Below are 25,593 nucleotides of genomic sequence, written 5' to 3'. Positions count from 1 at the left end.
ACCCTCGCCGCGCCACGGTCGTGTCGCATACGTGCCAGACCGGGGCCGTACGCCGCTGCTGAACTCGGCAGCATGCCCGCACCCGCCGTAAAGGCCCCGTTCGCAGCCTCATCCACCCGCCCACGGCAGGGCGGATGGCCGGCCGTCATCGCCGTGACGATGGGGATCTTCTCCATCGTCACCACCGAGATCCTGCCGATCGGCCTGCTGACCCCCATCGGCGACACCTTCGGCGTCTCGGACGGCACGTCGGGCCTGATGATGACCCTGCCCGGCATCCTCGCCGCCGTCGCCGCACCGACCGTGACGGTCACCACCGGCCGCGTCGACCGGCGCCGCATGCTCTGCGCCTTGATCCTGCTGCTCGCCCTCGCGAACTTCCTCGCGGCGGCGGCGCCCGGCTACTGGCTGATGCTGGTCAGTCGGGTCCTGGTGGGAATGGTCATCGGCGCCTTCTGGTCCATGGGGTCGGGGCTCGCGTCCCGCCTGGTCCCCGAGGCGCAGGCCGGGCGGGCGACCGCCGTGATCTTCTCCGCCGTACCGCTGGGTTCAGTCCTTGGCGTACCGGCAGGGACTCTGCTCGGTCAACTCGCGGGCTGGCGAGTGGTGTTCGTTGTGATGGGCGCCCTGACGCTGGCCGTACTCGCCGCGCTGGTGGTGTCCGTGCCGTCGCTGCCGCCGGAGCACGTCACCCGGCTGACTGTTCTCCGCGACCTTCTCACCTTGCCCCGCGTCAGGGTCGGCCTGGTCGTGACCTTCCTCATCGTGACGGCGCACTTCGGTACGTACACGTACGTCACTCCGTTCCTGGCGGACGTGACACATGCGGGCCCGCAGCTCATCACCGTGTTCCTGCTCGCGTACGGCGCTGCGGGCATTGTCGGCAACTTCGTTGCGGGCGCGTGGGTGAGACGCGAGTTGCGCGGCACCTTCACCGTGGCGGCCGGTCTGATCGCCGCCGCGACGCTGCTGTTGCCCTTTCTCGGCGCGGGAAAAGGCGGCGCGCTCGCGCTGCTCCTGGTCTGGGGCGTCGCGTACGGGGCCGTGCCGGTCTGCTCACAGACGTGGTTCGTGACGGCGGCGCCGGGTGCGCCCGAGGCCGCGTCCGTGGTGTTCACGTCGTCGTTCCAGGCGACGTTCGCGTTCGGTGCGCTGGCCGGAGGCGTGGTGGTGGACGCGGCGTCCACCACCGTGGTGATGGTCCTTGGGGGGATCGCGGCGGTGCTGGCCGCGGTGCTGGCTGCGGTGACGGTTACTGTGCCTGCGCCTGTGCCTCGTCGGCGGCGTAGGTGGTGAAGTCCTGCCAGGTGGTGAGGGGGAGGGTGAGGGCGAGTCGAGTTGGGGCCCCTCCGGGTTCTTGGAGTCGCGGGTGAGGACGGCGGCGTACGCATCGAGGCGAGTGACTGCCGGGCGGAGGGCGCTTGCCGCTGGCCCCTCCACCGTCCGCCCCTGAGGCGGAGTGGGAGGTCGGCAAGACGGTATGGGCACGGGGCACGGCTCGGCCGGTAGTGCGCCGAGGTGGGCGGGGGCTGTGGTGGGCCGGTGTTGGTGGGGTTGCCGGGGCCGTCCGGTGGTCCGGAGTTTGGCGGTTACGGGCCGGGCGTCAAGGGCGCTCCTACGTCGCGTCGGCTGCGCCGATTCCGCTTCGCTCCACCCTTGACTCCCGTCCCTCCACCGCGTGAGGGAAGACGACCGGACGGCCCAGGGGCGGGACTCTCGGGACGGCTACGCGGGGTCGTCGGCTTGACTGCCGGGTGCGGGCTGGTTCGTTGGGGGCGGCGGGGAGTGGGGGAGGTGCGCGGCTGGTTCGGGGAGGGGTGCGGGTTTCGTCAAGCGACTGGGGGCTGGTTCGTTGGGGGTGGCCCGAGTGCTCAGGGGTGCGCGGTCCGCTCGGGGAGGGATGCGGGTAGGGATGCGGGTCTCGTCAGGCGACTGCCGACCGGATCGTTGGGGGTGGCCGCCGGGGACGGACCGGGTTACGCGGGGGCTCCGGGTATGGGCACCGGTCTCGTCAGGCGTCTGCTGACCGGATCCGGTGGGGAGGGGGGGGCGCCGGGCGGGGGGTGGACGGGGGCGTGGCCGGGGGCGGGTGCGTGAACGTTCCCGACCCGGCGCCCCCGGCTCCTCAGCAATTCCCCCCTCGGCCCATCGCATGTGGCTGTCGTGGCTGTGGTGGCGGTGGGCGTGAGGGGAGGGTGAGGTGTGGCAGGGCGGCGGCAAGGTGGGGTGACGGAGCGGAAAGGGACGCTGGTGAGTGATGCGCGCGGTGTGACTGCTGACGCCACCCACTCCTCACCCCCGAAGCCGCAAACCGGGTCATACCGCCCTACGGGGAGGTGGATTGCAGAAAAGTCCCACTGAGACCCACTCTGCCCCGGCGTGTCGTGGGACTTTCCTGCAACCCACTCCCGATGGCCGATTTTTGCGGGTCCCGCCCGTAGGGGCGCCCTGGGCGCGCCAACCGGCAGCCGCTCGGCGAGCTGCCAGCCGCCGTCGTCGCCGCCGCCGAATCAACTGCCCCCCTTCCCCCTGACTGCCACTCCAGGGAATCCGGTCGGCAGCCGCCCGACGGCCCGGGCCTCACCGACCCCCTACGCCCCCTTGCCTCTGGCGGCCACCCCCAACGATCCGGTCGGCAGTCGCTTGACGAGACCGCCGCCCCTCCCCGAACAGGTCGCGCACCCCTGAGAACTCGGGCCACCCCCGACACTCGGGCCGCCCCCAACGAACCAGCCCCCAGTCGCTTGACGAAACCCGCACCCCTCCCCGAACCAGCCGCGCACCTCACCCACTCCCCGCCGCCCCCAACGAACCAGCCCGCACCCGGCACGACGACCCGACGACCCCGCAAAGCCGTCCCGAGAGTCCCGCCCCTGGGCCGTCCGGTCGTCTTCCCTCACGCGGTGGAGGGGCGGGGGTCAAGGGTGGAGCGAAGCGGAATCGGCGCAGCCGACGCGACGCAGGAGCGCCCTTGACGCCCGGCCCGTAACCGCCAAACTCCGGACCACCGGACGGCCCCGGCAACCCCACCAACACCGGCCCACCACAGCCCCCGCCCACCTCGGCGCACTACCGGCCGAGCCGTGCCCCGTCTCAGCCGGCCGCGGCCGGTGCCCGGTCCGTCGCCAGTTTGACCGCGAGTGCGCCGAGTACCGTCCCCATCACGTACCGCTGGACCCGCAGCCACGACGGGCGGTGGGCCAGGAACACCGCGATGGTGCCCGCCGCCATGACGATGGCCAGGTTCACGGCCAGGCTGATGGAGATCTGTACGCCGCCGAGCACGAAGCCCTGCGCCAGAGCGTGACCGGCCGTCGGGTCGATGAACTGCGGTATCAGCGAGACGTACATGATGGCGACCTTCGGGTTCAGGAGGTTCGTGAGAGCTCCCATGGAGAAGAGCCGCCAAGGCGAGTCGGGTGCCAGCTCCTGGTGGGTGAAGACCGAGGTGCCGCCCGGCTTCAGGGCCTTCCACGCCAGCCACGCCAGGTACCCGGCGCCCGCCAGCTTCACGGCCAGGTACAGCTGGGGCACCGCCAGGAACACCACCGACAGGCCGAGGTTGGCGGCGCTCAGATAGACGACGAACCCGACGGCGACCCCGGCCAGGGAGATCGCTCCGGCCCGCCTGCCCTGGGTGATGCTCCGTGAGACGAGGTACATCATGTTTGGCCCGGGCGTGAGCACCATGCCGAGAGAGACCACTGCGACGCCGAGGACCGCGTTCATTCCGATCATGGGCCAAGGATCGGACGGCGGAAGCGTCAAGGACCAGCGAAGAATTCTTCACGCAACACGTAAGCGCTGCTACATCGGGGCGGGGGACCGGTGCCGACTCCGGAACCCCGCGCCGATGCGGCGGCCGGTTCACCCGATTCGGTAAGGATCCCCGTAGACCTTCCACTCCAGCGGAGTGTTCAGGCTCAGGTTGCCGTTCCTCAGGAACACCCGCTGTGCCGTGTCGACACGGCTGGTGTCGCTGTGCGCCTCCTCCTGCTTCATCGCCCAGACCCGCGCGTCGAGGAACGCGTTCAGGTAGTCCGTCTCGTCGCCGCCCTGCGACGGCGGCTCGGCCTTGTTGAGCGCGCGCTTGCGGATGCTGCCGAAGCTGGTGCTGTCGCCGCCGTTGCCGTGCATGACGATCGCGTCGTAGTACGCGAACTGCCCGAGGACGCCGATGCCGTCGGCCTTGCCCTGCTTGACGGCCGGGTTGAAGTAGACGCGGTCACGCTCGTCGTTCTGCGCCTTCTGGAACTCGGGGTCCTCGGCGGCCTTCTCCCAGTCGCGCTTGTAGCCGGGGTCGAGACCGTCGTGGGAGTCGGTGCCGTCCACCTCGCGCAGCGCGGGCAGGTACTTGGCGAGGACGTTGCCGGGCTTGCGCCGGGTGTAGAGCTCGACCAGGTCGAGCATGTCACCGGTGCCGGAACAGAAGCCGATGATCCCGGCGGTGTAGCCGCGGCCGTCGCCAATGTCCTCGCAGTAGCGGTAGTAGTCCTTCCACTTGAGGTCGGAGTTCTCGGCGCTGCAGACGATCTTCATGGCGATCTCCTTCTTCGCCGGATCGTCGAGTCCGCCCGCCTTGGCGGCCGGAGCGGCGCCTGCCGTCTGGGAGGCGATGACCGGGCCCGCGACGAGCGAGGCGCCGATGAAGGCGAGCAGGGTGCGGCGTGAGGTGGGGATGCGGGGCGTGGGGGCGCGATGGGGGGTGGGCACGGGGCCTCCAAGGTGGGGGAGTTCGTCGTTCCGATGACGCTTGGGCTCTTCCGCGTACTGTTAGGAAGGTTTCCTACCAGAGATTGCGGATGACGTATACCCGTCAAGGGAGGGCGAGTTGATGATCTTGGAGGTCCCGGCCCGCCCCGCTACCCTGCCTCGATCAGCCGTTCGCGCACCTGAACAGCGACTTTGTACGTGTCCCCGATCGGCCGGACGGCGAGTCGCCCCGGGTCACGAATCCAGCCGTCTTCGAGGGTGAACCAGTCGATGGCCTTCGGGGCGCGCCCTTCCCCGAGTGCCGCCCGCAGCTCCTTGAAGTACGTTTCCCAGCGCAGCCGGTAGAGACCGCCGACGAGTCCGGCCCACTCGCGATTGGCGTAGTCGCGCAGCCCCGCGTCCGCCCCGGACCGCGTGCCCCACACGGTGAGCAGCGACAGCTGGTCGTACGCGAGCCGGTCCCGCTCCTTCGCGTCGGCGCCCCACGAGCGGGCGTCCGCGACCCAACGACCGAGCAAATGGCGGGAGTCGGTGGCCACCAGCTTGTCGAGCAGGTTCATGAGGCCGAGCCAGGTCCGGGTCAGCCGGTCGAAGCGGGCGGTGTCCCCGTCGTCGTAGGCGTGCTTGATCCGAGGGAGGAGTACCCGGCTGCGGTTGGAGAGCGCCTGGCGCGCGACGTCCAGTACGTCGCGCCGGTAGGCGGAGGACCCGCGCAACCCGGCCCGCACATCCAGGAGTTCACCGAGTGCGGGCTCGAAGTCGGTCGGCTCGTAGCGCATCGCCTTCGGCGACCAGGCCGCCGCCGACTTCGCCGACAGGTCGGGCCGCGCGCCGAAGAGGCCGTCCGCGCCCTCGGCCCACTCGTCGGCGCGGGTCGTGCCGTACGCGGTGCGGCGCAGGATGCCCCAGGCGGCGGCAGCGTGCGGATCGGCCGCTCCGTACCGCGATACGGACCAGTCGGCGAACCAGGCGTCCAGATCCAAGTCACCCGTCCGCCAAGCAAGTTCGGAGAACAGCTCGAAGGCGGCCGGGTTGTTGTCGGCCGCCTCCGGCATCAGGGAGATACCGCGCTGCGTGCTGCCTTCCTTGGTGCGCCACTTCTCGTAGAGCGCGGCCCAGTCGGGGGTGTTGGCGCCGAGCGTCGTGTGTCCGCCGAAGTTCCAGATCGAGCCGAACGTGTACGGGGTCCGGTTCCAGTCGGACTCGCGGTCGGTGACCTTCGGGAAGCGGTCGGAGAGGCCGTCGACCACCAGCATCCTGGACTTTTCGACGGCGTCGACGATGGCCTTGGGCGGATTGCTCTGCCAGCCGAGGATCACCCAGGTGGCGCCGGGGTGCGCGGCCTGGAGGGCCTTCTCGACGGCCTTGGCCGCATCCGGGACCGGTACGTCGCCCGGCTTTCCACCCTCGTGGAGGAGGTCCATCTTGTACATCGTCGAGGTGCCGAACAGCTCGTCCTGGGAGCGGTAGAAGGCCGCGGCCACCTGTCTGAAGGCCTCGGTGCGCGGGTCCAGCCAGTCGGGCCGCGGGAAGCCGACCCAGTCGCCCTGCGGCACGGTCCTGGCGCCGGGGTTCTTCGCCGCGAAGCCGGGCGGCACCGTGCCGAAGTAGCCGGGCAGGACCGGCGTCATGCCGAGGTCGCGCAGCCGGTCCGCTATGCGGCGGCCCAACGCGGCGCGTCGGTCCAGCAGTTGACGCGAAACGGGGTACGGGAAGGCGGACATGTTCTGGAGCAGCCACCACGGCTGGTGTGCCGGGGTCGGGATCCACTCGCGCAACTCGCTCTCGGAGTAGCCGAACTCCTGGAACACGCGGTGGTAGAGGGCGTCGGCGCCGACGTACACGAGCACTTCGTTGTAGCCGTGCAGCGCGAGCACGTCGATCTCGCGCTCCCAGTACGACCAGTCGTGGTATGCACCTGTGTAGCCGTCGTTCGTGTCGTTGAGGACGAAGCGGTGCGGGGCGTTGGCGCGTCCGGTCACCGGCTCGGCGAGGCCGGGGAGCCGGTCGGGCAGGTCCAGCTGGTCGCCCGCCCAGGTGATGTTCGCGTGGGCGGTGTGCTTCAAGTAGTGCCGCAAGCCCGTCAGTTGAGCGGCGGGGGTGGGTCCGGTGATGGTGATGTGCCCGCGCCGCCCGGAGACCCGGAAGGCGTCGGCGGGGCCTGCGGTTCTGAACGTCAGCTGCTTGAAGTGTCCGGGCAGCAGACGCCGGGCGGCATTGACCACCGGTGTGTCGGAGGACGCGGGCGATCCGGGGACCGATGGCGGACCGGAGGTCGGGGCGCCGTCGGCGGTGGAGCCGGAACAGGCGACGGCGGCGCCGGTCGTTCCGGCGATGGCGGTGAGGAAGGTGCGGCGGGCCAGGGGCATGACGTGGGGATACCCTCCCGGTTCGGCGATGTCCGGGCGGGCGCCCGGGCAGTGCTGGACGGCGCACCACGATGAACCGCCCACGAACCATGGTCAAGATGCCGTGGCGAAGTGAACCACGGTCGTCCCGCACCGCTCCTCCGCCCGAAGCCCCGGGGTCCGAACCCGCGGTGTTCGTACCCCCGGTGTTAGCGTCAGCGGATGACCGCACCCCTGCCCGGCAGACCGACCCGCGCCTCCACCACGGGTCGCCCTCTGATGGCCGCCCTCGACCTGTTCGGGCGGCGCTGGAGCCTGCGGATCGTCTGGGAGCTGCGGGCGGAGCCGCTGGGGTTCCGTGCGTTGCAGGAGCGGTGCGACGCGATGTCGTCCAGCGTGCTGCGCCAGCGCCTGACCGAGCTGCTCGAAGCCCGCCTGGTGCGGCAGCTGCCCGACAGCTCCTACGCCCTGACCGAACTCGGCCGCGAGGCCCACGAGGCCCTGCGCCCCCTGGACGCCTGGGCCGGACGCTGGGCGACGGAGGTCAGCGCCGAGGTCAGTCCTGGTGTCAGCCCTGAGGCCAGCCTTGAGGCCAGCTCTGAGGTCAACCTCGACGTCAGCCCTGAAGTCAGCCCCGACTCGGCAGAGGGTCGGCGATGAGCGCGTCGCGCATCTGCCGGACGGCGCTCGTCAGCGTACTGAGCGGCCGGATCAGCAAGGTCGCCTCCGCCAACTGACCCTCGGCGTCGACCTGTTGCACGAACGCGCCGTCCACGGACTCCTCACCCACCTTCCCGGTGAACGTCGTCACGCACTGCCGCCCCTGCTCCTGTCCCTGCTCCTGTCCCTGCCCCTGTTCCTGCCCCTGTTCCTGCCCATCCGTCCCCGCATCGGTGAACTCCCCCAGCGGTTCGATCCCCGTCAAGCACTGCCCGATCTTCGGGAGCAGGTGCGCCACGTCGTCCCGCCCGCTGTAGTCGGCGACAGGGCTGTGGAAGACGACGTCCCTCGCGAGCAGGAGCCGGGTTCGGTCGGGCACGCCGGGTGCCAGTAAGTCACGTATGTCGAGGCTCATCAGTGCCACTCCTCCTGACTGCTGCGGCTGCTTCAGGCACGCTGCTTCGATTTCCGAAGCAGCGTGCTCCGGAGCCTAGCCCAGGCACCGGGACTTTGTCCCACCCCTGTGGGCCCCCATCCCAGGCAAGTCCGGCTCCATGTCCCGACGTCAGCGGCGGTCTATGCCCATAGATGAGCCCACCGTCACTGACCTACGTTCGATTTCGGCGCCGTTGAAAGCGCCCCCATCCGGAGAGAATCCCGAGAAAGGCAGTAAATGAAGCGCGTACACAGGACCGCGGTCAAGGCTGAAGTAGTCCGCGAGCCGGGAGCGAAAGAGACCACCCACCGGAAGCTCATCGACACACCGGACGGTGCCGACCGTTTCGTCCTCACCGAATTCGAGGTCTCGCCGAACGGCTCCACACCGCCGCATTACCACGAGTGGGAGCACGAGATCTATGTGCTCGAAGGCTCGATGGGGCTCGTCATGCCCGAGCTCGGCAAGACCGAGGAAGTCGGCCCCGGTGACGCCATCTTCATTCCCCGCAACGAGCCCCACGGCTTCGTCACGGGACCGGACCAGACCTGCCGGTTCCTGGTCGTGGCGCCCTGCGAGCGGCCCCCGGTACGGAACGTCTTCCTCTCCGAGGACCCGTACGAGTACACGCAGAACCCCGAGTACGTGAGCCTCCTGGAGGGCGGCAAGGCGACGGCGGGCGACAAGGTCGCGGAGGGCAGCAAGTGAGTGCCCCGACGGCCGCGGCCCCCAGCCGCGCCCTGGCTCCGTACGAGGACGGGCCGGACCCCGGCCCGCTCCTCGCCCTGAACTTCGGCTTCGCCCGCGCCAGGGTGCTCGGCACGGCCCTGGACCTCGGCGTGTTCACCGGTCTCGTCCGGGGCCCGCGCGGCACGCACGGCCTCGCCGCCGAACTGGCGTGCGACACCGAGGCGCTACGCCTGCTGCTCGCGGCGCTCGAGGAGCTGGGCCTGGTCGCGGGCGGTGCCGAGGAGAGCTGGACGCTCACCGACGTGTCCCGCGCCTATCTGGTCGAGGGCGGCCGCAGTTACCTCGGCCGGCACTTCGCCGACGTACTCGCGGAGTGGGACCAGTGGAGCGGCCTCACCGAACTGGTGCGGGCCGGCGGGCACGGCGGCGGTGAGCTGGGTGATCCGGAGAGCCGGGGCCAGTACCCGGGGATGTTCGCCGGGATGTTCCCGGTGGCGGTGCGCGCCGCCTTCCGCGTGGTGCGGGAGCTCTCTCCGCGGGGGCTCTCGCTGTCGGGGGAGGCGGGGCGTGTCCTGGACTTCGCGGCGGGTTCCGGCGAGTGGGGCATCGCCCTGGCCGCTGCCGACCCCAAGGCGAGGGTGGTGGTCCATGACTCCCCGGAACTGCTCGACGCCGCACGCGAGCGGGCGGTGGAGTTCGGCGTCTCGGAGCGGTTCCGCTTCGTCCCCGCCGACTTGACCAGGGACTACGCGGGCGACTTCGCCAAGGCGCCCTTCCCCGACGGCTGTTTCGACACCGTCGTCCTGTCGCACCTGGGGCGCTTCGCGGGCCCCGACGCCACGGAGCGCCTCGTCCAGGAGTGCGCACGGCTGCTGTGTCCCGGCGGCACCCTGCTGGTCGTCGACGTCATGCGACAGGCGCCGGGGGAGCCCGCCCTGCACCGCCCGATGATCGCGCTCAGCCTCCTGGTGAACACCGAGGCGGGCGGGATCCAGGAGGAATCCGCGTACCGCGCGGTCATGCGGAAATACGGGGTGACGGCAAAGGAATCCGTCACACCCGGCCTCATCACTGTCCTCACAGGAGAAAGGCGTTAGTGGTTCACGTGCGAGAAGTGGTGGTCACCGGGTTGGGCGTGGTAAGCCCGGCCGGAATAGGAACCGAAGCATTATGGGAAACGATCTCCGCGGGAAAGAGCGTGACGAAACCCCTTTCCGACATCACGAGTTCGGCGCTCTTCAAAGACTTCGACTTCGTGTCGGACTCGATCGCTGAGGTCTCCGGATTCGAGGAGCAGATACCGGGTCTTCCGCCCGAGGTGCAACGGCTCGACCGGTACACACAGTTCGCCGTCGTGGCCGCCTGCCAGGCCGTACGGGACGCGGGGCTCGCCCCGGGCACGTACGACCCCGAGCGCGCCGGACTCTCGCTGTCCACGGCGGTCTGTGGCACCCCGAAGATGGAGGAGGAGTTCCTGCGGGTCACCGACGAGGGCCGGGGGCCCATCGACCCCGCCAAGGCGGGCCGCGACCTGTACCTCGCGTCCATGTCGAACACCCCGGGCACGATCCTCTCTGCGCTGTTCGGTATGCAGGGCCCGTGCGTCACCCTGTCGACCGGCTGCATCGGCGGCGTCGACGCGGTCGGCCACGCCTTCGAGGCGATCCGCCACGGGGAGGCGGACGTGATGATCGCGGGGGCTACGGAGGCGCCCATCACTCCGGTGACGGTGGCGTCCTTCGAGATCATCAACTGTCTCTCGCGCTCCCACGGCGACCGTCCCGAGGCCGCGTCACGCCCGTACGACGCCGGCCGTGACGGCTTCGTGCTCGGCGAGGGCTGCGGAGTGGTCGTACTGGAGTCGCGTGAGCACGCGGAGCGCAGGGGGGCCAGGCCGTACCTGACGGTCGACGGGTTCTCGAACACCTCCAACGCGGCGCACATGACCGACCTGCTCTCCGACGGCGAGGACCTGACCCGCGCCATGACACAGGCCGTAGCGGAGGCCGGCCTGCGTCCGGAGGACATCGACCACGTCAGCTCGCACGGCAGCTCGACCCCGCAGAACGACACCTGCGAGACCAGCGCCCTCAAGCTCGCCCTCGGCGAGCGCGCCCACGAGATCCCGGTGAACTCGGCGAAGTCGATGGTCGGCCACGCCCTGTCTGCCGCGAGCGCCATGGAGATCGTGCTCTGCGCCCTCGCGGGCAAGCACTCCTTCGTCCATCCGACCGCCAACTACGAGAATCCCGACCCGACGTGCGACCTCGACTACGTTCCGGGCGAAGGCCGCCCGTGGCACGGCGAGGCGATCCTCAAGGGCGCCAGTGGATTCGCGGGGCTGCACGCCGCGCTCGTCACGCGGGCCGTGCGGGAAGGTGCGCACCGATGAGCATCGTCATCACCGGAATCGGCGCGGTCACGCCCGCGGGCATCGGCATCGATCCCCTCTGGGACAGCGCGCGCGCAGGTATCCCACTGGTCGCCGCCATCGACCGCTTCGACGCCTCGCGGTACGCCACTTCGGCGGCAGGACAGTCGGACTTCGACGCCGAGGCGGAACTGCCGTCCCGTTTCGTCAAGCGCACCGACCGCTTCACGCACCTGTCCGTGCACGCCGTGCGCCAGGCCCTCGCGGACGCCCGCGTCACCGTGGGCGAAGAGGCGTCGGCCGAGCGCACCGGCGTCATGGTCGGCAACATCCTGGGCGGCTGGGAGTTCGCCGAGCGCGAGCTGCGCCACCTGTGGACCGACGGGCCGCGCGCGGTCAGCCCCTATCAGGCGACCGCCTGGTTCCCCGCGGCGCCGCAGGGCAACATCTGTATCGACCAGGGGATCAAGGGCCCGGCGCGCACGTTCGTCGCCGACCGGGCCAGCGGTGCGTACGCGCTGATCGGCGGGGCCGAGGCGCTCCTGCGCGACCGCGCCGACGTCGTGATCGCGGGCGGGGTGGAGGCGCCCCTGTCGCCGTACGGCTGGCTCTGCATGGAGACCAGCGGGCTCGGCGCCAAGTCCCGCGGTTCGCTCGCGCCGCACGAGCTGTACCGGCCGTTCGACGCGGGCCACGGCGGCAGCGTCTTCGGTGAAGGCGCGGTGTTCCTGGTCATGGAGCGGCGCGAGCATGCCGAGCGGCGCGGGGCGCGGATCCTGGGCGAGCTCGCCGGCTGGGGTGTCAGCACCGACGGCTACATGCCGTACTACACGGTCGAGCCGACCGGAGAGGTACTCGGCCGTGCCATGCGCACCGCGACGGAACGGGCCGGGATCTCCGGCGGCGACATCGGAGCGGTCTTCGCGCACGGCTCGGGCATCCCGTTCGAGGACGTGACGGAGGGGTACGCGCTGCACGAGGCGTTCGGACCCGCCACCGCGCGCCAACTCCCGGTCACCGCACCCAAGTCGGGCTTCGGCCACCTCTTGGGGGCGGCCGCGCCGGCAGACGCGGCGCTCGCGCTGCGGGCGATGCGCGACGGGGTGCTCCCGCCGACCGTGAACCTGGACCGCCGGGCTCCCGGGATCGACCTCGACCTGGTCACGGGGCAAGCGCGTTCCGCGGCCGAATGCGAGCACACGCTGGTGGTCTCACGCGGCCTCGGAGGTGTCAACGCATGTCTGTTGCTGAGGCGTTGACAGCGCGAGGAGTCCTGCCCCAGTCGGCCGGCATCCGCGCGGTGGGCATCGACATCGTCGACGTGGAACGTCTGCGCGCCATGGCCGAGCGGCGTGGACAGCGGCTCCTGGAGCGGCTCTTCACGGTCAATGAACAAGCCCTGTGCGACGACGCGTCGCCCCGCCACCGGGCGTACCGCATGGCGGGCCGCCTGGCAGCCAAGGAGGCCGTGCGCAAGGCGCTCGGCGGCTACGGCGAAGGCCTTGCCTGGCGCGACGTCGAGATCGGCCGCGACGCGTCGGGCGCACCGGTGCCCCGCCTGGTCGGCCGGGCCGACGAGGCGTTCCGGCGCGCGGGCTACAGCGGGCTGCACGTGAGCATCTCGCACGAGGCGGGCGTGGCGGTGGCGATCGCGATCGCCGACTGAGCCGTGACGATCGCGGTCGCCGACCGGGTCGTGACGATCGCGGTCGCCGACCGGCCATCGCATCTGACCGAGGCCGTAGCACCTCATCAAGGCCAACCACCTGAATTACCCGAAGGAGTAAGTGAGTTCCATGAACATCCGCGAGAACGTGGTCACCGTCATGCGCGGTGCCGGCTTCAAGAACGAGGAGCTGACCGACGACCAGCGCCTGGCCGAGGACCTCGACATCGACTCGACCGAGCTGGTCGAAGTCGTCGTCGCCCTCGAACAGCACTTCGGCGTCAGCGTCGACGCCGATGCCGAGGGCGGCTTCCGCACCTTCGGCGACCTCGTCGACTGTGTGGAGCGCCTGCTGTCGGCCGGCGTCGCCGCGGTGGGGAGCTGAGACGGTGCCCAGGATCGAGAACAGCGTCGTCATCGAGGCGGACGCCCAGCGCGTCTTCGAGGTCACCAACGACATCGGCCGCTGGCCGGACCTCTTCGACGAGTACAACCACGCCAAGGTGGTCTCCGAGGAGCGGGACGGTCGCTGGACCGAGATCCTCTTCGAGCTGACCAACCCCGAGGGTGCGACCTGGAGTTCCTGGCGGCTCCTGGACCACCGTGAGCTGACGGCGGTCGCCGAGCGGCGCGATCCGCTCTTCCCGTTCCGCTACATGCATCTCAAGTGGAGCTATCAGCAGGTGCCCGAGGGGACCTTGATGACCTGGGTCCAGGACTTCGAGGTCGACGAAGCCTTTGATGTCCCGCTGCCGACCGTCGTGGAGCGCATGCAACTGCACACACGACAGAACCAGGCGGGCATCAAGCGGAAGATCGAGTCCGGGGTCTGAGCTCTCCGTGCCCATCGCCGTCACGGGGGTCATCGCGATGGACCACCTCATGACCTTTCCGGGCCGGTTCCCGGAGCGGTTGGTCGGGGGCCGGCTGCACGCCGCGTCCCTGGCCTTCCTCGCCGAGCGGCTCGAGATACGCCGGGGCGGGGGCGGTGCCAACATCGCCTTCGGCCTCGGCGGGCTCGGCCTCGATCCGGTCCTGGTCGGCGCGGTCGGCTCCGACTTCGCCGACTACCAGGTGTGGCTCAAGCAGCACGGGGTCGACACCGAGTCCGTCCTCGTCGTGCCGGGGGAGCACACCGCGCGTCACGTGTGCACGACCGACATCGAGGGGGAGCAGGTGAGCACCTTCCGGCCGGGCGCCATGCGGGCCGCCGCCACCGACTCGCTTCCCTCGCTGCGTTCCGTCGCGGAGCGCACGGGCGGTCTGGGGCTTGTGGTGGTCGCGCCGGGCGACCGGTCCGCGATGCTCCGGCACACCGAGGAGTGCCGCTCACTGGGACTGCCGTTCGTGGCCCACCCTTCCTGGCAGATCGCCGGGATGGACCGCGCCGACCTCAAGTACCTGATCTCGGGTGCGAGTTGCCTCTTCACCGATGAGGACGAGTCGGTGCGGCTGAGGGAAGCCACCGGCTTGACCCGTCCGCAGATCCTCGACCGGGTCGGAGCGTGGGTGACCACGCTCGGCCCCGCCGGGGCGCGGATCGAGCGCTTCGGCCATGAGCCGTCTCTCGTCCCCTCCCTCGGCTCGGTCACCGTGGCCGAGCCGAGCGGGGCGGGGGACGCGTTCCGGGCGGGCTTCGTCGCCGGGCTCGCCCAGGGGGCGCCGCACGAGCGGTCCGCTCAACTGGGCTGCGTACTCGCCTCGTTCGCCCTGGAGACGACCGGCACACAGGAGTACGCGATGGACGTACGGCGCCTCCTCAACCGGGTCCGGGAGGCGTACGGCCACACGGCGGCGGTCGCGATCCGCCGCCTGGTCACCTATGCCGCGTAAGGCGGCACCGAGGCACCTAGGCGCCGAGCACTGAGCACCGAGCGAGGCACCGAGGCGTCACCGACAGAGAAGGAAAGACCGACATGCATCCGAGCAGGTACGTAGACCTGAGCATCCCCATCAGCCGCCGTGCGCCCGGCGTCGAGTTCGAGCAGTGGCTCCACCGGGACGGCATCCGCCACCTGTCGCGCAGGATCAGGGCATTGCCGGGGGACAGCCGCAAGGACCGGCGGCGCAACTACGTGCGCTGGCTGACCGGGGCCCGCCGACTGCGCACGCGTGATCTGCCCGACGGCTGCTTCCTCTCCAACGAGTTCTACCGGATGTCCGTGCACCAGGGCACGCACGTGGACGCACCCTTCCACTACGGCCCCGAGTGCGCGGGCAGGCCCGCGAAGAAGGTCCTCGACCTGCCGCTCGACTGGTTCCGCGGGCCCGGCGTCGTCCTCGACGTAAGGGAGTGCGGGAGGCGCGTCACGGCCTCGGACGTGAAGGAGGCGCTGCATGCGGCCGGTCCGGCCGGTGCGGCGGTCGGGCCGGGGACAGTGGTGCTCTTCCGCACCGACTCGGATCTGCGTCTTGGCACTCCCGCGTACTACACGGAGTCCACCGCCATCACCCCCGGGGCCGTCGACCATCTGCTTGATCTCGGCGTGAAGGTGCTCGGCACGGACTGCTGGAGTTTCGACGGCCCCGCCCGAGCGATGGTGGAGTCCTTCTACGGAACGCGTGATCCCGCGGCTCTGTGGCCCACGCATCTCCACGGCAGGAAACGGGAGTTCATCCAGATTGAGGGATTGGCCCGACTGTGGGATCTCCCGCAAGGCGGCTCGTTCACCTTCATGGCCTTCCCCATAGCCCTTGCCGACGCGGGCGCGGCATGGTGCAGGGCGGTGGCCGACGTACATTGAATGGGCAATTGCACGGGCAATGGAAACGTGTCCCTGTGCGGTGTCGGAAGATTACGGACCCGTGCGTCACGGGTCCGTCACGAGCCCTCCCTGGTGGCCCAGAGAGCGTTTTGCGTAGAGGACGGTCTGTACACGGTTGGGGGTGCCCAATTTGGCGTAGATACGGCTCAGATAGTTGCGCACGGTCTTCGGGCGAATGCCTAGCGCAGTGGCGATGCAGGCCGTCTCGTGTTCGTCGGCGACCAGGGACAGGATCTGCCGCTCGCGCTCGGTCAGTGTCGAGAGCGCCGCGTCGTCGCCGCGGTGGCGGCCCGCCACGAGCTGCAGTATCGGCCCCGCGGTGGCCGCGGTGAACGCGGCGCCGTCGCGGTGCACGGCGAGGAGCGTCCCGTGCAGTTCGTCCGCGTCGATGCTGCGGGAGAGATAGGCGTTGGCGCCGGCCACGAAGGCCTCTCGCATATAGACCGGCTGCTGGTTGGAGGAGAGGATGACGATGCGCACGTGGCCGGACTCCCGGCGAATGGCCCGAATCGCGTCCACGCCGCCCGTTCCGGGCACGCCCAGCCCCATCACGACGATCTGCGGCCGGTGCCCGCGTACATGCTCCACGGCCGCGGCGGCGTCGTGCGCGATGGACACCACGGAGAATTCCGTAAAGCCGTCGAGAAGCTTTCGGAAACCTTCTAGCACGAGTTGTTCGCTGTCGACGAGCAGGATCTTTATCGATGACACTGATATCCCCCAGGGTTCCGCATTCACGACTGTGAAAGATCAGAACAGAGGTACATCAAGTGTTGTGCTCCGCGCCCCCGTTGGCTGATTTTCATCGTCGACGAATTATCTGCCTGAGGTGATGCTACACCCCTCTCGCAAAGACTCTTTCGGTGAATAGTAAATTATGCGAACGGAGTTGCGCGGAGGTTTGTTGGAGTCACAGATTCCTTTCGGGCATTGATCGGAATTCGATTGAAATCGGCAGCGAGGTGCGGCGCGGGGTGGCGGCCGGGTGCCTCCGGAGCGACGCGGCCTCGGTCGCTCTCTCCAGTCATCGGAGCGATGTCGCATGTTCGAGCCAACATCGGCCCCATCGGGCTCAGTTGGACGCATTGACATCCGATGTATTCAACCCTACGTTCCCGAGCGACCCGTCAACCTCAGGGAGCCGCCCCCATGCGCACACAGTTCAGCCGCACCCGGCGAAGAGTCACCGGGATCGCCCTGCTCCTCGCCTCGGCCCTCGCCGCCACCGCCGTCCCCTCAGCGGTCGCGGCCCCGACGGAACCCCCCGCAGCCGCGACCACGACCGCAACCACGAGCGCGACCGAAACCGCAGCCGCCGCCCCGGCGCCCGAGCGGTCCGCGTCCACCGGCCCGGGAACCGACCACGCGGCCGACGACCCCTTCACCGCCGACCGCACCAACTGGTTCCGGCAGGACCGCTTCGGCATGTTCATCCACTTCGGCGCGTACTCCAACCTTGAGGGCGAGTACAAGAAGGCCGACGGCTCCGTGTGCCGTGACGCCGAGTGGATCCAGCGCCAGTGCGACATTCCGAAGGCCGAGTACGAGAAGCAGGCCGCGACGTTCAACCCGGCCGACTTCGACGCGAAGGCTGTGGTCAAGGCGGCCAAGGACGCCGGAATGCGTTACATCGTCATCACCTCGAAGCACCACGAGGGGTACGCGATGTGGCCCACGAAGGTCAACGACTGGAACCTGCGCGACCACTCCTCCTTCGACAAGAAGCGCGACATCCTCGCCGAGCTGAAGAAGGCATCGGACGACGCGGGCATCAAGCTCGGCTTCTACTACTCGATCTGGGACTGGCACGACCCGGACTTCCCGGACCCCGCCACCTTCCCCAAGTACGAGAAGCGGATGCGCGCCCAGCTCAAGGAGCTGGTCGACAACTACGACCCGGCGCTCCTGTGGTTCGACGGCGAGTGGGACACGGACAAGCCCAACAATCCCTGGACGGCGAAGGACGGCGAGAACCTCGAGGCCTACCTCCGCGGCCTCGACCCGGACCTGATCATCAACAACCGCGTCGGCAAGCGCCGCGTGGTGGACGGCGACTACGGCACCCCCGAGCAGGAGATCCCCGGCGCCCCGGTCGACGGCCAGCTCTGGGAGTCCTGCATGACCCTCAACGGCCACTGGGGCTTCGCCCGCTACGACACGGCCTGGAAATCGTCGTCCACCCTGGTCAGGAACCTCCTCTCCACGACGTCCCGCAGCGGCAACTACCTCCTGAACGTCGGCCCCGACGCCCGCGGCCGCGTCCCGCAGCCCTCCGTCGACCGCCTGAAGCAGATGGGCGACTGGCTGCGTACGTCGGGCCAGGGCGATGCGGTGTTCGGCGCGCGCTACGGCGGACTCGTCGAGGAGCCGAACTGGGGCTCGGTCAGCCGCAAGGGCGACAAGCTCTACGCGGCGGTCACCCAGTGGCCCGCGTCCGGCGCCGCCCTGCATCTGAAGGCGCGTACGGACTTCGAGGTCACGGCGGCACGCGTGCTCGGCAGCGGCCAGAAGGTGACGGTCACCAAGTCCGGCGACGGCATCGACGTGAAGCCGTCCGGCGGGGCGACCAATGACACCGCCACGGTCATCAAGCTGAAGGTGGACCCGGGCCCGACGGCCCGCCCCGGCAAGGGCAGGGGCCTGAAGCAGGAGATCTTCGACAACGCAGAGCTGACCGGCGCCCCGAAGATCACCCGCACCGACCGCACCCTCAACCACGCCTGGAAGTACGAGGGTTCACCGGCCGCCAGCATCCCCTCCGACGAGTTCAGTATCCGCTGGAGCGGCAGCCTGGAGCCGCGCCGCTCGGAGACGTACACCCTGACGACCGTCTCGGACGACATGGCACGGGTGTGGATCGACGGCAAGCTGGTCATCGACTCCTGGACGCCGCACGAGCCGAAGATCGACAAGGCCCAGGTCGCCCTCACCGCGGGCAAGCGCCACTCGATCAAGGTCGAGTACGCGGAACAGACCGGCGAGGCCCACCTGAAGCTGCTCTGGTCGAGCCCCGGCCAGGAACAGCAGATCGTGCCCGCGACGCAGCTGTACGCGCACGCGCGCTGACCTCACGTGGTCGGGCCCCAAGTCCTGCGGATTCGGGACTTGGGGCCCTCGCGGTCAGGACCAATGGCAGGCATTTTCCATTCTCCGGAATGGGGAGTGTTGATCTCGCCCAGCAGGGCAGACGACGGATTGTCGTTGTCCGGCCACCCAGGTCAGGGCATCGATGAACGCCTATTGCCGACCGAGAGAGTGACTGCCCCGTGAGCGCGCCCGAAGCACCTGAAACACCGGCACCCGCTCCGGAGGCCCTAGCGCGCCATCGCGCGCTCTTCCGCGCGATCCACCGCCGCAAGAACCCGCGCCTGCGCCAGTCGGACATCACCGTCACCGAAGAGATACAGGTGAGGCGGGCGGTCAAGGCGACCGCGCTCGGCAACGCCATGGAGTGGTACGACTTCGGCGTCTACGCCTATCTCGCGGTCATCATCGGCAAGGAGTTCTTCCCCTCCGGCAACGACACCGCGCAGACCCTCTCCTCCCTCGCCACCTTCGCGGCGGCCTTCCTCGTGCGCCCCATCGGCGGCATGGTCTTCGGACCCCTCGGTGACCGGGTCGGCCGCAAGAAGATCCTCGCGCTGACCATGATCATGATGGCGTCGGCGACCCTGGCGATCGGCCTGATCCCCAGCTACACCACCATCGGCGTCTGGGCCCCGGTCCTCCTCGTCCTCTGCCGCATGGTGCAGGGCTTCTCCACGGGCGGTGAGTACGGTGGCGCCGCGACGTTCATCGCCGAGTACGCACCCGACAAGCGCCGCGGATTCTGGGGTTCCTTCCTGGAGTTCGGCACCCTGATCGGCTACACCGTCGCCGCCGTTCTCGTCACCGCCCTGACCATCGGGCTGAGCGACGACGCCATGCAGTCCTGGGGCTGGCGCATCCCGTTCCTGGTGGCGGCACCGCTCGGCCTCATCGGCCTCTACCTGCGGCTGAAGCTCGACGAGTCGCCCGCCTTCCAGAAGATGGCGGAAGCGGAGAGCGGGCCTGCCGCCGAACGCCAGAAGAAGTCCTTCAAGGACTCCTTCTTCGGCCAGTGGCGGGCGATGCTGCTCTGCATCGCGCTTGTCGCCGCGTTCAACGTCACCGACTACATGCTGCTGTCCTACATGCCGACGTATCTGACGCAGCTCGGCTTCGGCGAGACCGGTGGCCTGATGTCCATCGTTGTCGTCATGCTGATCCTGATGGCGCTCATCAACTCGGTCGGCCGCCTCTCCGACCGCATCGGCCGCAAGCCGGTCCTGATGGCGGGCTCGGTGGGCTTCTTCGTCCTGGCGATCCCGGCCTTCCTGCTTATCAAGCAGGGCGGCACGGTGGCGGTCTTCACCGGCCTGCTCATCCTCGGCCTCTCCCTGGTCTGCTACCTGGGCGTGATGTCCTCCTCGCTCCCCGCCCTGTTCCCCACGGACGTCCGCTACGGCTCGCTCTCCATCGGCTTCAACATCTCGGTCTCGCTCTTCGGCGGTACGACCCCGCTGGTGGTGGCGGCTCTGATCGGCGCGACCGGCAACGACCTGATGCCCGCGTTCTACACGATGCTCGCGGGCCTGGTCGGCATCATCGCGGTGGCCGCGATGAAGGAGACGGCCCGCAAGCCCCTGGAGGGCTCCCCGCCGTCGGTCGCGACGGACGAGGAAGCGCGGGAACTGGTGGCGGCACAGCGTCCTTGACGCCGACGTGGACGCGGCCCGCTGCTACGGCGGGCCGGTGTCGGTGTGCCGGTGTGCCCGCCCACATGGGCGGGCGCCGTCTTCTCCTTGCTGCCGAAGGCGTCGAACAGGTCAAGGGTTCGTCGTCGCCGGGGTCAGTCGCAGAGGCGGCGCGTGGTGAGGGCGCCGCCCGTGTTCTCGTTGTCCGTGCCCAGGGCCGCGAGGTGGGAGCCGGGGGCGCAGCGCAGCGCTTCGATCTTGTGGCCGTCGAACTTCTCCAGGACCTCGGGCGACTTGGCGACGGACAGCCGTACGTTCCCGTCGGAGGAGACGGACAGCTTGCCTGCGTCGCTCACGGCGGAGTCGAAAGGACCGTCGTCTCCGGCGTCGGACGCCGAACTGACCAGCAGGCGGCCCGACTTGGTCACCTCGATGTCCGAGGCGTGGCGCACGTCCCCCTCCGGGTACGGCGCACGGAACGTCGCCTTGTCCACCGGCCCGAACTGCGCCTCATCGTAGGAGTTGATCGAGAACGGTGCCGCGTACAGCGTCGCGGGGCGGTCCTCGCCCTCGCCCCGGTCCGCCCAGACCGCCGCCGTCTCCCCGTGCCTCGAGGTCAGCGAGAAGCTCTCGAAGTTGTCGTCCGTGCCGATCGCGGGCAGCGGGGCGATGTCCAGGACCTGCACGGACTCCCCGGCGTCGGTCAGCTTGAGGTGATAGGCGAGCCCGCGGCTGGCCAGGGCCACGAACTCGTCGGACGTCCCCGGCACCGCGTCGAGCGCCTCCAGGTCGATGGGCTCGGCGCCGCCGTGCCAGGAGATCGGCGAGACCTCGGCTGCCTGGCCGGGGCGGTAGGTGACCTCGGCGATGCGGTTCTCGCCGGGCTCCTTGTTGTCGCGTACGACGAGGGTGCGCAGATTGTCACCCGAACGCGAGGTGACGGTGAGGCCGCTGATGCCCGACTTGATGTCGTCCCCGACCTGCTGCCACGAGGCGGCCTTCGGCTGAGCCGTGGAAAGCCCGGTGCTGAGCGCCACGGCAACTCCCGTGCCGATCACGGTAAATGCGGTCAGGACGGTCTTACGCATGGTCAGGGACCTCTCGCTCGGTTGCGACGCGCGTAGATTCACGGCTGGCCGGACCGTAATGGCCCGGCCGCCGTCAGGGCAAGGCGGCTACCTGAACTGGTCTAACGGGCGGGCGCACGCCGCCGGGGCAGGTTCGCGGTGCTGCTGCCCGGTCTGCGCCTGCTCGGCTGCCCCGCACCAGCCCCCGCACCGCCGCTCCGTGCGCGCACGGGTGGCTACGGCTTGCGCGCCACCGCGCCGTACGCGTCTACCGGCGTCGCGTCCTCGGCCTCCGGGCGCCAGCGGGTGACCTGGGAGACGCCGGGCTCGACGAGGTCCAGGCCGTCGAAGAAGCCGCCGATCTCCTCGACGCCGCGTACGTGGTAAGGGATCGCGCCGCTCTTGTTGTACGCGTTCGACGCCGCGATCATGCCATCGCTGGTGGCGGTGCTGTCGCTGATCACGAGGTAACTGCCCGACGGCAGGCCCGCCATGAGCTGCGACACCAGATCACGCGCCTGCTGGTAATCGGCCACGTGGCCCAGGGTGTTGAGGATCATCAGCGCGACCGGCTTGGAGAGATCCAGGGTCGCGCTCGCGGACTTCAGGATCGCCTTGGGGTCGTAGAGGTCGGCGTCGATGTACGCGGTGACGCCCTCGGGCGTACTGGTGAGCAGCGCGCGGGCGTGGGCCAGGACGAGCGGGTCGTTGTCCACGTACACGATCCGGGAGTCCGGGGCCACGCGCTGGGCGACCTCGTGCGTGTTGTCGGCGGTCGGCAGGCCCGTGCCGATGTCCAGGAACTGGCGGACACCCTGCTCCGTCGCGAGATGACGGACGGCGCGGCCGAGGAACTGCCGGCTCAGGCGCGCCACGTCGACGAGGCCGGGGTGGATGCCCTTGATGTGGTCGCCGAGTTCGCGGTCCTTCTCGTAGTTGTCCTTGCCGCCCACGAAGTAGTTCCAAAAGCGCGCGGAGTGCGGCGTGCTGGTGTCGATGCGCGCGCGTATGTCCGCTGCGGCGTCGGCTTGGGGGTCGCGATCCGACACGAGGGTCCTCCTGTGGGTGAACGGGCCTGCTTGTTGATTGAAAGAACGATCACCTGTCAATCTAGTTCCCGCGTCCCCGACCAGCACCCTCAACTCGCCTTTCGCCGAAGGCCGCTCAGAGGCCGATCACCGTCGGGTCGTCGGCCAGCGCCCTGAAGTACTCGCGCGGATCCCGCACCATCTGCCGTTCACTGAGGTCCAGGAGACCGCCGACGGAGCGCAACTCAGCGGCTTCCGTTCCGTCCGCCTTGCGGATCGACTGTTCGATGCGGAACGTCTTGCGCTCGCCCCACACGAACACACAGGTCACCTCCACCTCGTCGCCCGCGCGCAGCTCGCTGAAGTAGCGGATGGTGTTCTCCAGGGCGACCGGACCCACCCCTTTGGCCAGCAGATCGGCCTGTTCGATGCCCGCCGCGCGCAGCACCGACCAGCGGGCGTGCTCGGCGTACTGGAGGTAGACGGCCTGGTTGACGTGACCCTGTGCGTCCGTCTCGTACCCACGGACACTGATGCTCACGGAAAACGGCTCCGCCACGACATTCCCTTCGACGGTTCCACACGGATACCTGCTGTTCACTGCCCCTCCGACCATCCCTGCCGCTGCCCCAGCCGCTATCCCCTCCGCGGCGAGGCAAGGAGATAGCGGGCGCCGCGGGTCCGCTCGGCGTGTTCGCTGACCTGCCACCCCGCGGCCTCCAGCGCGCTCGCGCATGCCCGAAGGCTGTCGGGCGCCACATCGCGCACGGCGACGGCCTCGGGCTGCGGAGTCTCGCTCACCCGATAGCCCTCGGGCCCCGGCGAACAGCCCGCCGCCTCCAGCGCCAGCGCCGCGGCCTGCACCAGATGCGTCCGCTCCCAGGCGCAGGGGCGGTCCCGCGCGCCGTCCGGATTGGTCATGCGGCGCATCTCCAGGAGACCTTCCCAGGCGCTGCGTACGTCGCGGGCGCGGGCCGGGCTCCCGGAGTCCTGCGGGGGTAGGGGCTCGGCGCCGGTGCGGGCGGCGAAGAGGCCGGAGGCGGCTGGGGCGGCCGGGGGAGGGGCAGGGACCTCGGCAGAGGGACCCGGCCAGGCCTCTTCCCGTACGCGATGGCCTTCGGGCGTCAGGAAACAGGCGTGCGGCGGCCGGGGGTGCCGGAAGGCGAGGCGGTGCCGCACGAGTCCCGCCAGCTGTGCCTCGCTCCCGGTGAGACGGCCCGTCGCCGGGTCCGCGGCCTCGATGACGCGCCGCTGAGCCGCCGTCGGAGGCTTCGTCATGAGCCCACCTCTTCCCAGGTCTTCTTCGCCTGGTTCCGATAGTGCCTCGTGCCACTGACAACGGCCCCGGGACCTCAGTTTCCGGTGGACGCCGGTGGACGCCGGTGGACGCCGGTCGATGACGGGCCGCCGCCTCAGCGAACCGTTCCCGTGGCGAGGTCGACCACCTTCTCGGCGACGAGGTCGAGCGTGCGCCGGTCGTCGTCGGCGGTGCCGCGCTCGGCGGGCGTACCGGGGTAGGTGTCGAGCAAGATGTCCGTGGCGCCGAGCCCGGCCAGTGTCTCCAGGTCGGCGCGGAGCTGGTCGACGCTGCCGTGCCCGAGGGGGCGCTCCGCCGTGTCCGGCTGCGGGGCGAGCCGGAGCTGGAGGCGGGGCACGAGGTCCGGCGCGGGGCGCCCCGCGGCCTCGGCCTCCGCCGCGATCCGGGGCAGTGCCGTCCGCAGAACGTCGAGCGTCGGCATGAACGGGTGCCAGCCCTCGCCGAGGCGGGCCGCGCGGCGCTGGGCCGCGGGGGAGTTGCCGCCGACCCAGACGGGCAGCTGAGCCGCGGGGAGGGGAGCGTTGTGGATGCCTTCGTAGGCGACGTAGCGCCCCTGGAACGAGGTCGTCTCCTGGGACCATGACGCGCGGATCGCGGCGAGGTACTCGTCCGTGATGGCGCCGCGCTCGTCGAAGGGGACGCCAAGGGCCTCGTACTCGGCGCGGGACCAGCCGACACCGGCGCCCAGGATGAACCCGGCGTCGTTCAGCTGGTCGATGTTGGCGGCGAGGCGGGCGGTCTGGAGCGGGTGGCGGTAGGGGATCACCGTGATCGTCGTGCCGAGCCGCAGTCCCGGTACGCGGCCCGCGAGGTGCGCGGCGAGTACGAACTGGTCGTAGAACGGCGCCGGATAGACCGAGTGCACGTCAGGTGTGACCGTGATGTGGTCGGAGATCATCGCGAAGCCGAACCCGATGTCGCGGGCGTCCGTGGCCTGCCGGACGAGGGAGTCGGGGGTGGTGCCGGAGCCGAAATTGAGGAGGTTAACGCCGTATCGCATGGCGGCAAGTCTTGATGATCTTCGGGGTGTGTGTCGAACCGGGGTGTGTGTCGAGCCGAGGTGTGTGTCCAACAGGAGTGCGTGCCGAACCGGAGTGCGTGTCGAACCCGAGGCAGGTCCTCGACCGGGTCGGCCGGTCTCCCCGGCCGACCCGGACTTCCGCAGTTCCCCCCGCAGTTCCCGCTACTTGCTCATGGCGAAACGCATCAGGGCCTGCTCGTCGCCCTGCTTGATCTTCCCGGTCTCGTTGATGACCTGGAGCTTCCAGCTCCCACCGTCCCGCATCGCCTTGGCCACGGCGCAGCCGTTGTCGTTGGTGAGCAGGCTCGGCCAGATGTCGGCGACCTGCTGGGTGCTGCCGCCCGTGGCGTCGTACACCTTGAAGCTGATGTTGCGCGCGTTCTGGAAGGCGCTGCGCTTCTTGTACGCGGCGGCGACGAACACGATGGACGTGATGTTGTCCGGCACGCGCTGGAATTCGACGGTCACCGTCTCGTCGTCGCCGTCGCCCTTGCCGGTCTGGTTGTCCCCGCTGTGCACCAGCGAGCCGTTGCCCAGCGGGTCGAGCGAGTCGAGACCGGCGAGGCGCACCGGGTCCGCACCCGCCATCGCGATGGCGATCAGGTCGAGGTCGGTGCCCGTCTTCTGGCGGAGCTTGCCCATCAGGCCGCCGCTGCTGCCCACGGTCGGGTCCCAGGACACCCCTATGGTCAGGTGGGTCACTCCGCCCAGATCAGCCGGTCCGTCTTCCTTCTTGAGCGTGATCATTCGTGATCCATTCTTAATGATGAGAGTGCTATATGAGACAGAGTCTGC

Annotated in this window: 24 protein-coding genes; 13 read left to right on the top strand and 11 right to left on the bottom strand. The window is 69.7% G+C overall.

Going from position 1 to position 25,593, the window contains the following annotated elements; all coding sequences use genetic code 11:
* Positions 1-72 precede the first annotated feature (72 nt).
* On the top strand, positions 73-1,296 hold the full coding sequence (locus ACZ5CR_RS32440; protein ID WP_468864052.1) for an MFS transporter: 1,224 nt from the start codon (positions 73-75) through the stop codon (positions 1,294-1,296).
* 1,797 nt (positions 1,297-3,093) lie between these two features.
* Here the strand turns inward: ACZ5CR_RS32440 and ACZ5CR_RS32435 are convergent.
* From ACZ5CR_RS32435 to ACZ5CR_RS32425, 3 genes are all read right to left on the bottom strand, one after another.
* The gene (locus tag ACZ5CR_RS32435) at positions 3,094-3,738 is read right to left on the bottom strand and encodes a LysE family translocator (RefSeq protein WP_468864050.1); all 645 of its coding nucleotides are present in this window, start codon (positions 3,736-3,738) and stop codon (positions 3,094-3,096) included.
* 129 nt (positions 3,739-3,867) lie between these two features.
* Complete coding sequence (locus ACZ5CR_RS32430) at positions 3,868-4,713, bottom strand: chitosanase (protein ID WP_468864048.1); 846 nt, start codon at positions 4,711-4,713, stop codon at positions 3,868-3,870.
* Between the two features lie 149 nt (positions 4,714-4,862).
* Positions 4,863-7,082 (bottom strand): alpha-N-acetylglucosaminidase, encoded by a 2,220-nt coding sequence (locus ACZ5CR_RS32425; RefSeq protein WP_468864047.1) that lies wholly within the window; start codon positions 7,080-7,082, stop codon positions 4,863-4,865.
* A 201-nt stretch (positions 7,083-7,283) separates the two neighbouring features.
* On the opposite strand from ACZ5CR_RS32425, the gene ACZ5CR_RS32420 reads away from it, so the two are divergent.
* Positions 7,284-7,721: a winged helix-turn-helix transcriptional regulator gene (locus ACZ5CR_RS32420; protein WP_468864044.1), complete on the top strand. Its 438-nt coding sequence runs from the start codon at positions 7,284-7,286 to the stop codon at positions 7,719-7,721.
* Here the strand turns inward: ACZ5CR_RS32420 and ACZ5CR_RS32415 are convergent.
* Positions 7,690-8,136 (bottom strand): hypothetical protein, encoded by a 447-nt coding sequence (locus tag ACZ5CR_RS32415; RefSeq protein ID WP_468864042.1) that lies wholly within the window; start codon positions 8,134-8,136, stop codon positions 7,690-7,692. The genes ACZ5CR_RS32420 and ACZ5CR_RS32415 overlap by 32 nt on opposite strands.
* A gap of 258 nt (positions 8,137-8,394) precedes the next feature.
* Here ACZ5CR_RS32415 and ACZ5CR_RS32410 point away from each other — a divergent pair, with 258 nt between their 5' ends.
* The 9 genes from ACZ5CR_RS32410 (at position 8,395) to ACZ5CR_RS32370 (ending at position 15,628) form a co-directional block, all read left to right on the top strand.
* The gene (locus ACZ5CR_RS32410) at positions 8,395-8,865 is read left to right on the top strand and encodes a cupin domain-containing protein (protein WP_468864039.1); all 471 of its coding nucleotides are present in this window, start codon (positions 8,395-8,397) and stop codon (positions 8,863-8,865) included.
* The gene (locus ACZ5CR_RS32405; RefSeq protein WP_468864037.1) at positions 8,862-9,944 is read left to right on the top strand and encodes a methyltransferase domain-containing protein; all 1,083 of its coding nucleotides are present in this window, start codon (positions 8,862-8,864) and stop codon (positions 9,942-9,944) included. The genes ACZ5CR_RS32410 and ACZ5CR_RS32405 overlap by 4 nt, the downstream gene beginning before the upstream one ends.
* The gene (locus ACZ5CR_RS32400) at positions 9,944-11,239 is read left to right on the top strand and encodes a beta-ketoacyl-[acyl-carrier-protein] synthase family protein (protein WP_468864035.1); all 1,296 of its coding nucleotides are present in this window, start codon (positions 9,944-9,946) and stop codon (positions 11,237-11,239) included. The genes ACZ5CR_RS32405 and ACZ5CR_RS32400 overlap by 1 nt, the downstream gene beginning before the upstream one ends.
* Positions 11,236-12,477, top strand: coding sequence for a beta-ketoacyl-[acyl-carrier-protein] synthase family protein (locus tag ACZ5CR_RS32395; RefSeq protein WP_468864033.1), 1,242 nt, complete (start codon positions 11,236-11,238; stop codon positions 12,475-12,477). Before ACZ5CR_RS32400 ends, ACZ5CR_RS32395 begins: the two co-directional genes overlap by 4 nt.
* Positions 12,456-12,884, top strand: coding sequence for a holo-ACP synthase (acpS, locus tag ACZ5CR_RS32390; RefSeq protein ID WP_468864031.1), 429 nt, complete (start codon positions 12,456-12,458; stop codon positions 12,882-12,884). Before ACZ5CR_RS32395 ends, acpS begins: the two co-directional genes overlap by 22 nt.
* Before the next feature lie 130 nt (positions 12,885-13,014).
* On the top strand, positions 13,015-13,269 hold the full coding sequence (locus ACZ5CR_RS32385; RefSeq protein ID WP_468864028.1) for an acyl carrier protein: 255 nt from the start codon (positions 13,015-13,017) through the stop codon (positions 13,267-13,269).
* Between the two features lie 4 nt (positions 13,270-13,273).
* Positions 13,274-13,717, top strand: a complete 444-nt coding sequence (locus tag ACZ5CR_RS32380; protein ID WP_468864026.1) for an SRPBCC family protein — start codon at positions 13,274-13,276, stop codon at positions 13,715-13,717.
* A gap of 37 nt (positions 13,718-13,754) precedes the next feature.
* Positions 13,755-14,717: a carbohydrate kinase family protein gene (locus ACZ5CR_RS32375; RefSeq protein WP_468864152.1), complete on the top strand. Its 963-nt coding sequence runs from the start codon at positions 13,755-13,757 to the stop codon at positions 14,715-14,717.
* Between the two features lie 83 nt (positions 14,718-14,800).
* Positions 14,801-15,628: a cyclase family protein gene (locus ACZ5CR_RS32370; protein WP_468864025.1), complete on the top strand. Its 828-nt coding sequence runs from the start codon at positions 14,801-14,803 to the stop codon at positions 15,626-15,628.
* A gap of 66 nt (positions 15,629-15,694) precedes the next feature.
* On the opposite strand, the gene ACZ5CR_RS32365 is transcribed toward ACZ5CR_RS32370, so the two are convergent.
* Positions 15,695-16,360, bottom strand: a complete 666-nt coding sequence (locus tag ACZ5CR_RS32365) for a response regulator (RefSeq protein WP_468864023.1) — start codon at positions 16,358-16,360, stop codon at positions 15,695-15,697.
* A gap of 438 nt (positions 16,361-16,798) precedes the next feature.
* Between ACZ5CR_RS32365 and ACZ5CR_RS32360 the strand changes: the two genes are divergently transcribed.
* Positions 16,799-18,715: an alpha-L-fucosidase gene (locus ACZ5CR_RS32360; RefSeq protein ID WP_468864020.1), complete on the top strand. Its 1,917-nt coding sequence runs from the start codon at positions 16,799-16,801 to the stop codon at positions 18,713-18,715.
* A gap of 200 nt (positions 18,716-18,915) precedes the next feature.
* Entirely contained in the window at positions 18,916-20,385 is a 1,470-nt protein-coding gene (gene proP / locus ACZ5CR_RS32355; protein ID WP_468864018.1) for a glycine betaine/L-proline transporter ProP, read from the top strand.
* 134 nt (positions 20,386-20,519) lie between these two features.
* Here proP and ACZ5CR_RS32350 read toward each other — a convergent pair whose 3' ends face one another.
* The 6 genes from ACZ5CR_RS32350 to ACZ5CR_RS32325 all read right to left on the bottom strand — a co-directional run bounded on the left by ACZ5CR_RS32350 (position 20,520) and on the right by ACZ5CR_RS32325 (position 25,545).
* A complete protein-coding gene (locus ACZ5CR_RS32350; protein WP_468864015.1) occupies positions 20,520-21,452 on the bottom strand; it encodes a hypothetical protein in 933 nt (310 codons plus the stop codon).
* Positions 21,453-21,667: 215 nt separating this feature from the next.
* A complete protein-coding gene (locus tag ACZ5CR_RS32345; RefSeq protein WP_468864013.1) occupies positions 21,668-22,480 on the bottom strand; it encodes an SAM-dependent methyltransferase in 813 nt (270 codons plus the stop codon).
* Between the two features lie 115 nt (positions 22,481-22,595).
* Entirely contained in the window at positions 22,596-23,018 is a 423-nt protein-coding gene (locus ACZ5CR_RS32340) for an acyl-CoA thioesterase (protein ID WP_468864011.1), read from the bottom strand.
* A 77-nt stretch (positions 23,019-23,095) separates the two neighbouring features.
* A complete protein-coding gene (locus ACZ5CR_RS32335) occupies positions 23,096-23,737 on the bottom strand; it encodes a hypothetical protein (RefSeq protein ID WP_468864009.1) in 642 nt (213 codons plus the stop codon).
* A 134-nt stretch (positions 23,738-23,871) separates the two neighbouring features.
* Positions 23,872-24,777, bottom strand: coding sequence for a TIGR03619 family F420-dependent LLM class oxidoreductase (locus ACZ5CR_RS32330; protein WP_468864007.1), 906 nt, complete (start codon positions 24,775-24,777; stop codon positions 23,872-23,874).
* Between the two features lie 183 nt (positions 24,778-24,960).
* A complete protein-coding gene (locus ACZ5CR_RS32325) occupies positions 24,961-25,545 on the bottom strand; it encodes a TerD family protein (protein ID WP_453528504.1) in 585 nt (194 codons plus the stop codon).
* Positions 25,546-25,593: the final 48 nt, after the last annotated feature.

The sequence above is a fragment of the Streptomyces sp. NPDC031274 genome (assembly GCF_055570235.1).
Note: the sequence above shows the minus strand (reverse complement) of the source record. Positions and strands in the feature narration are given on the sequence as shown.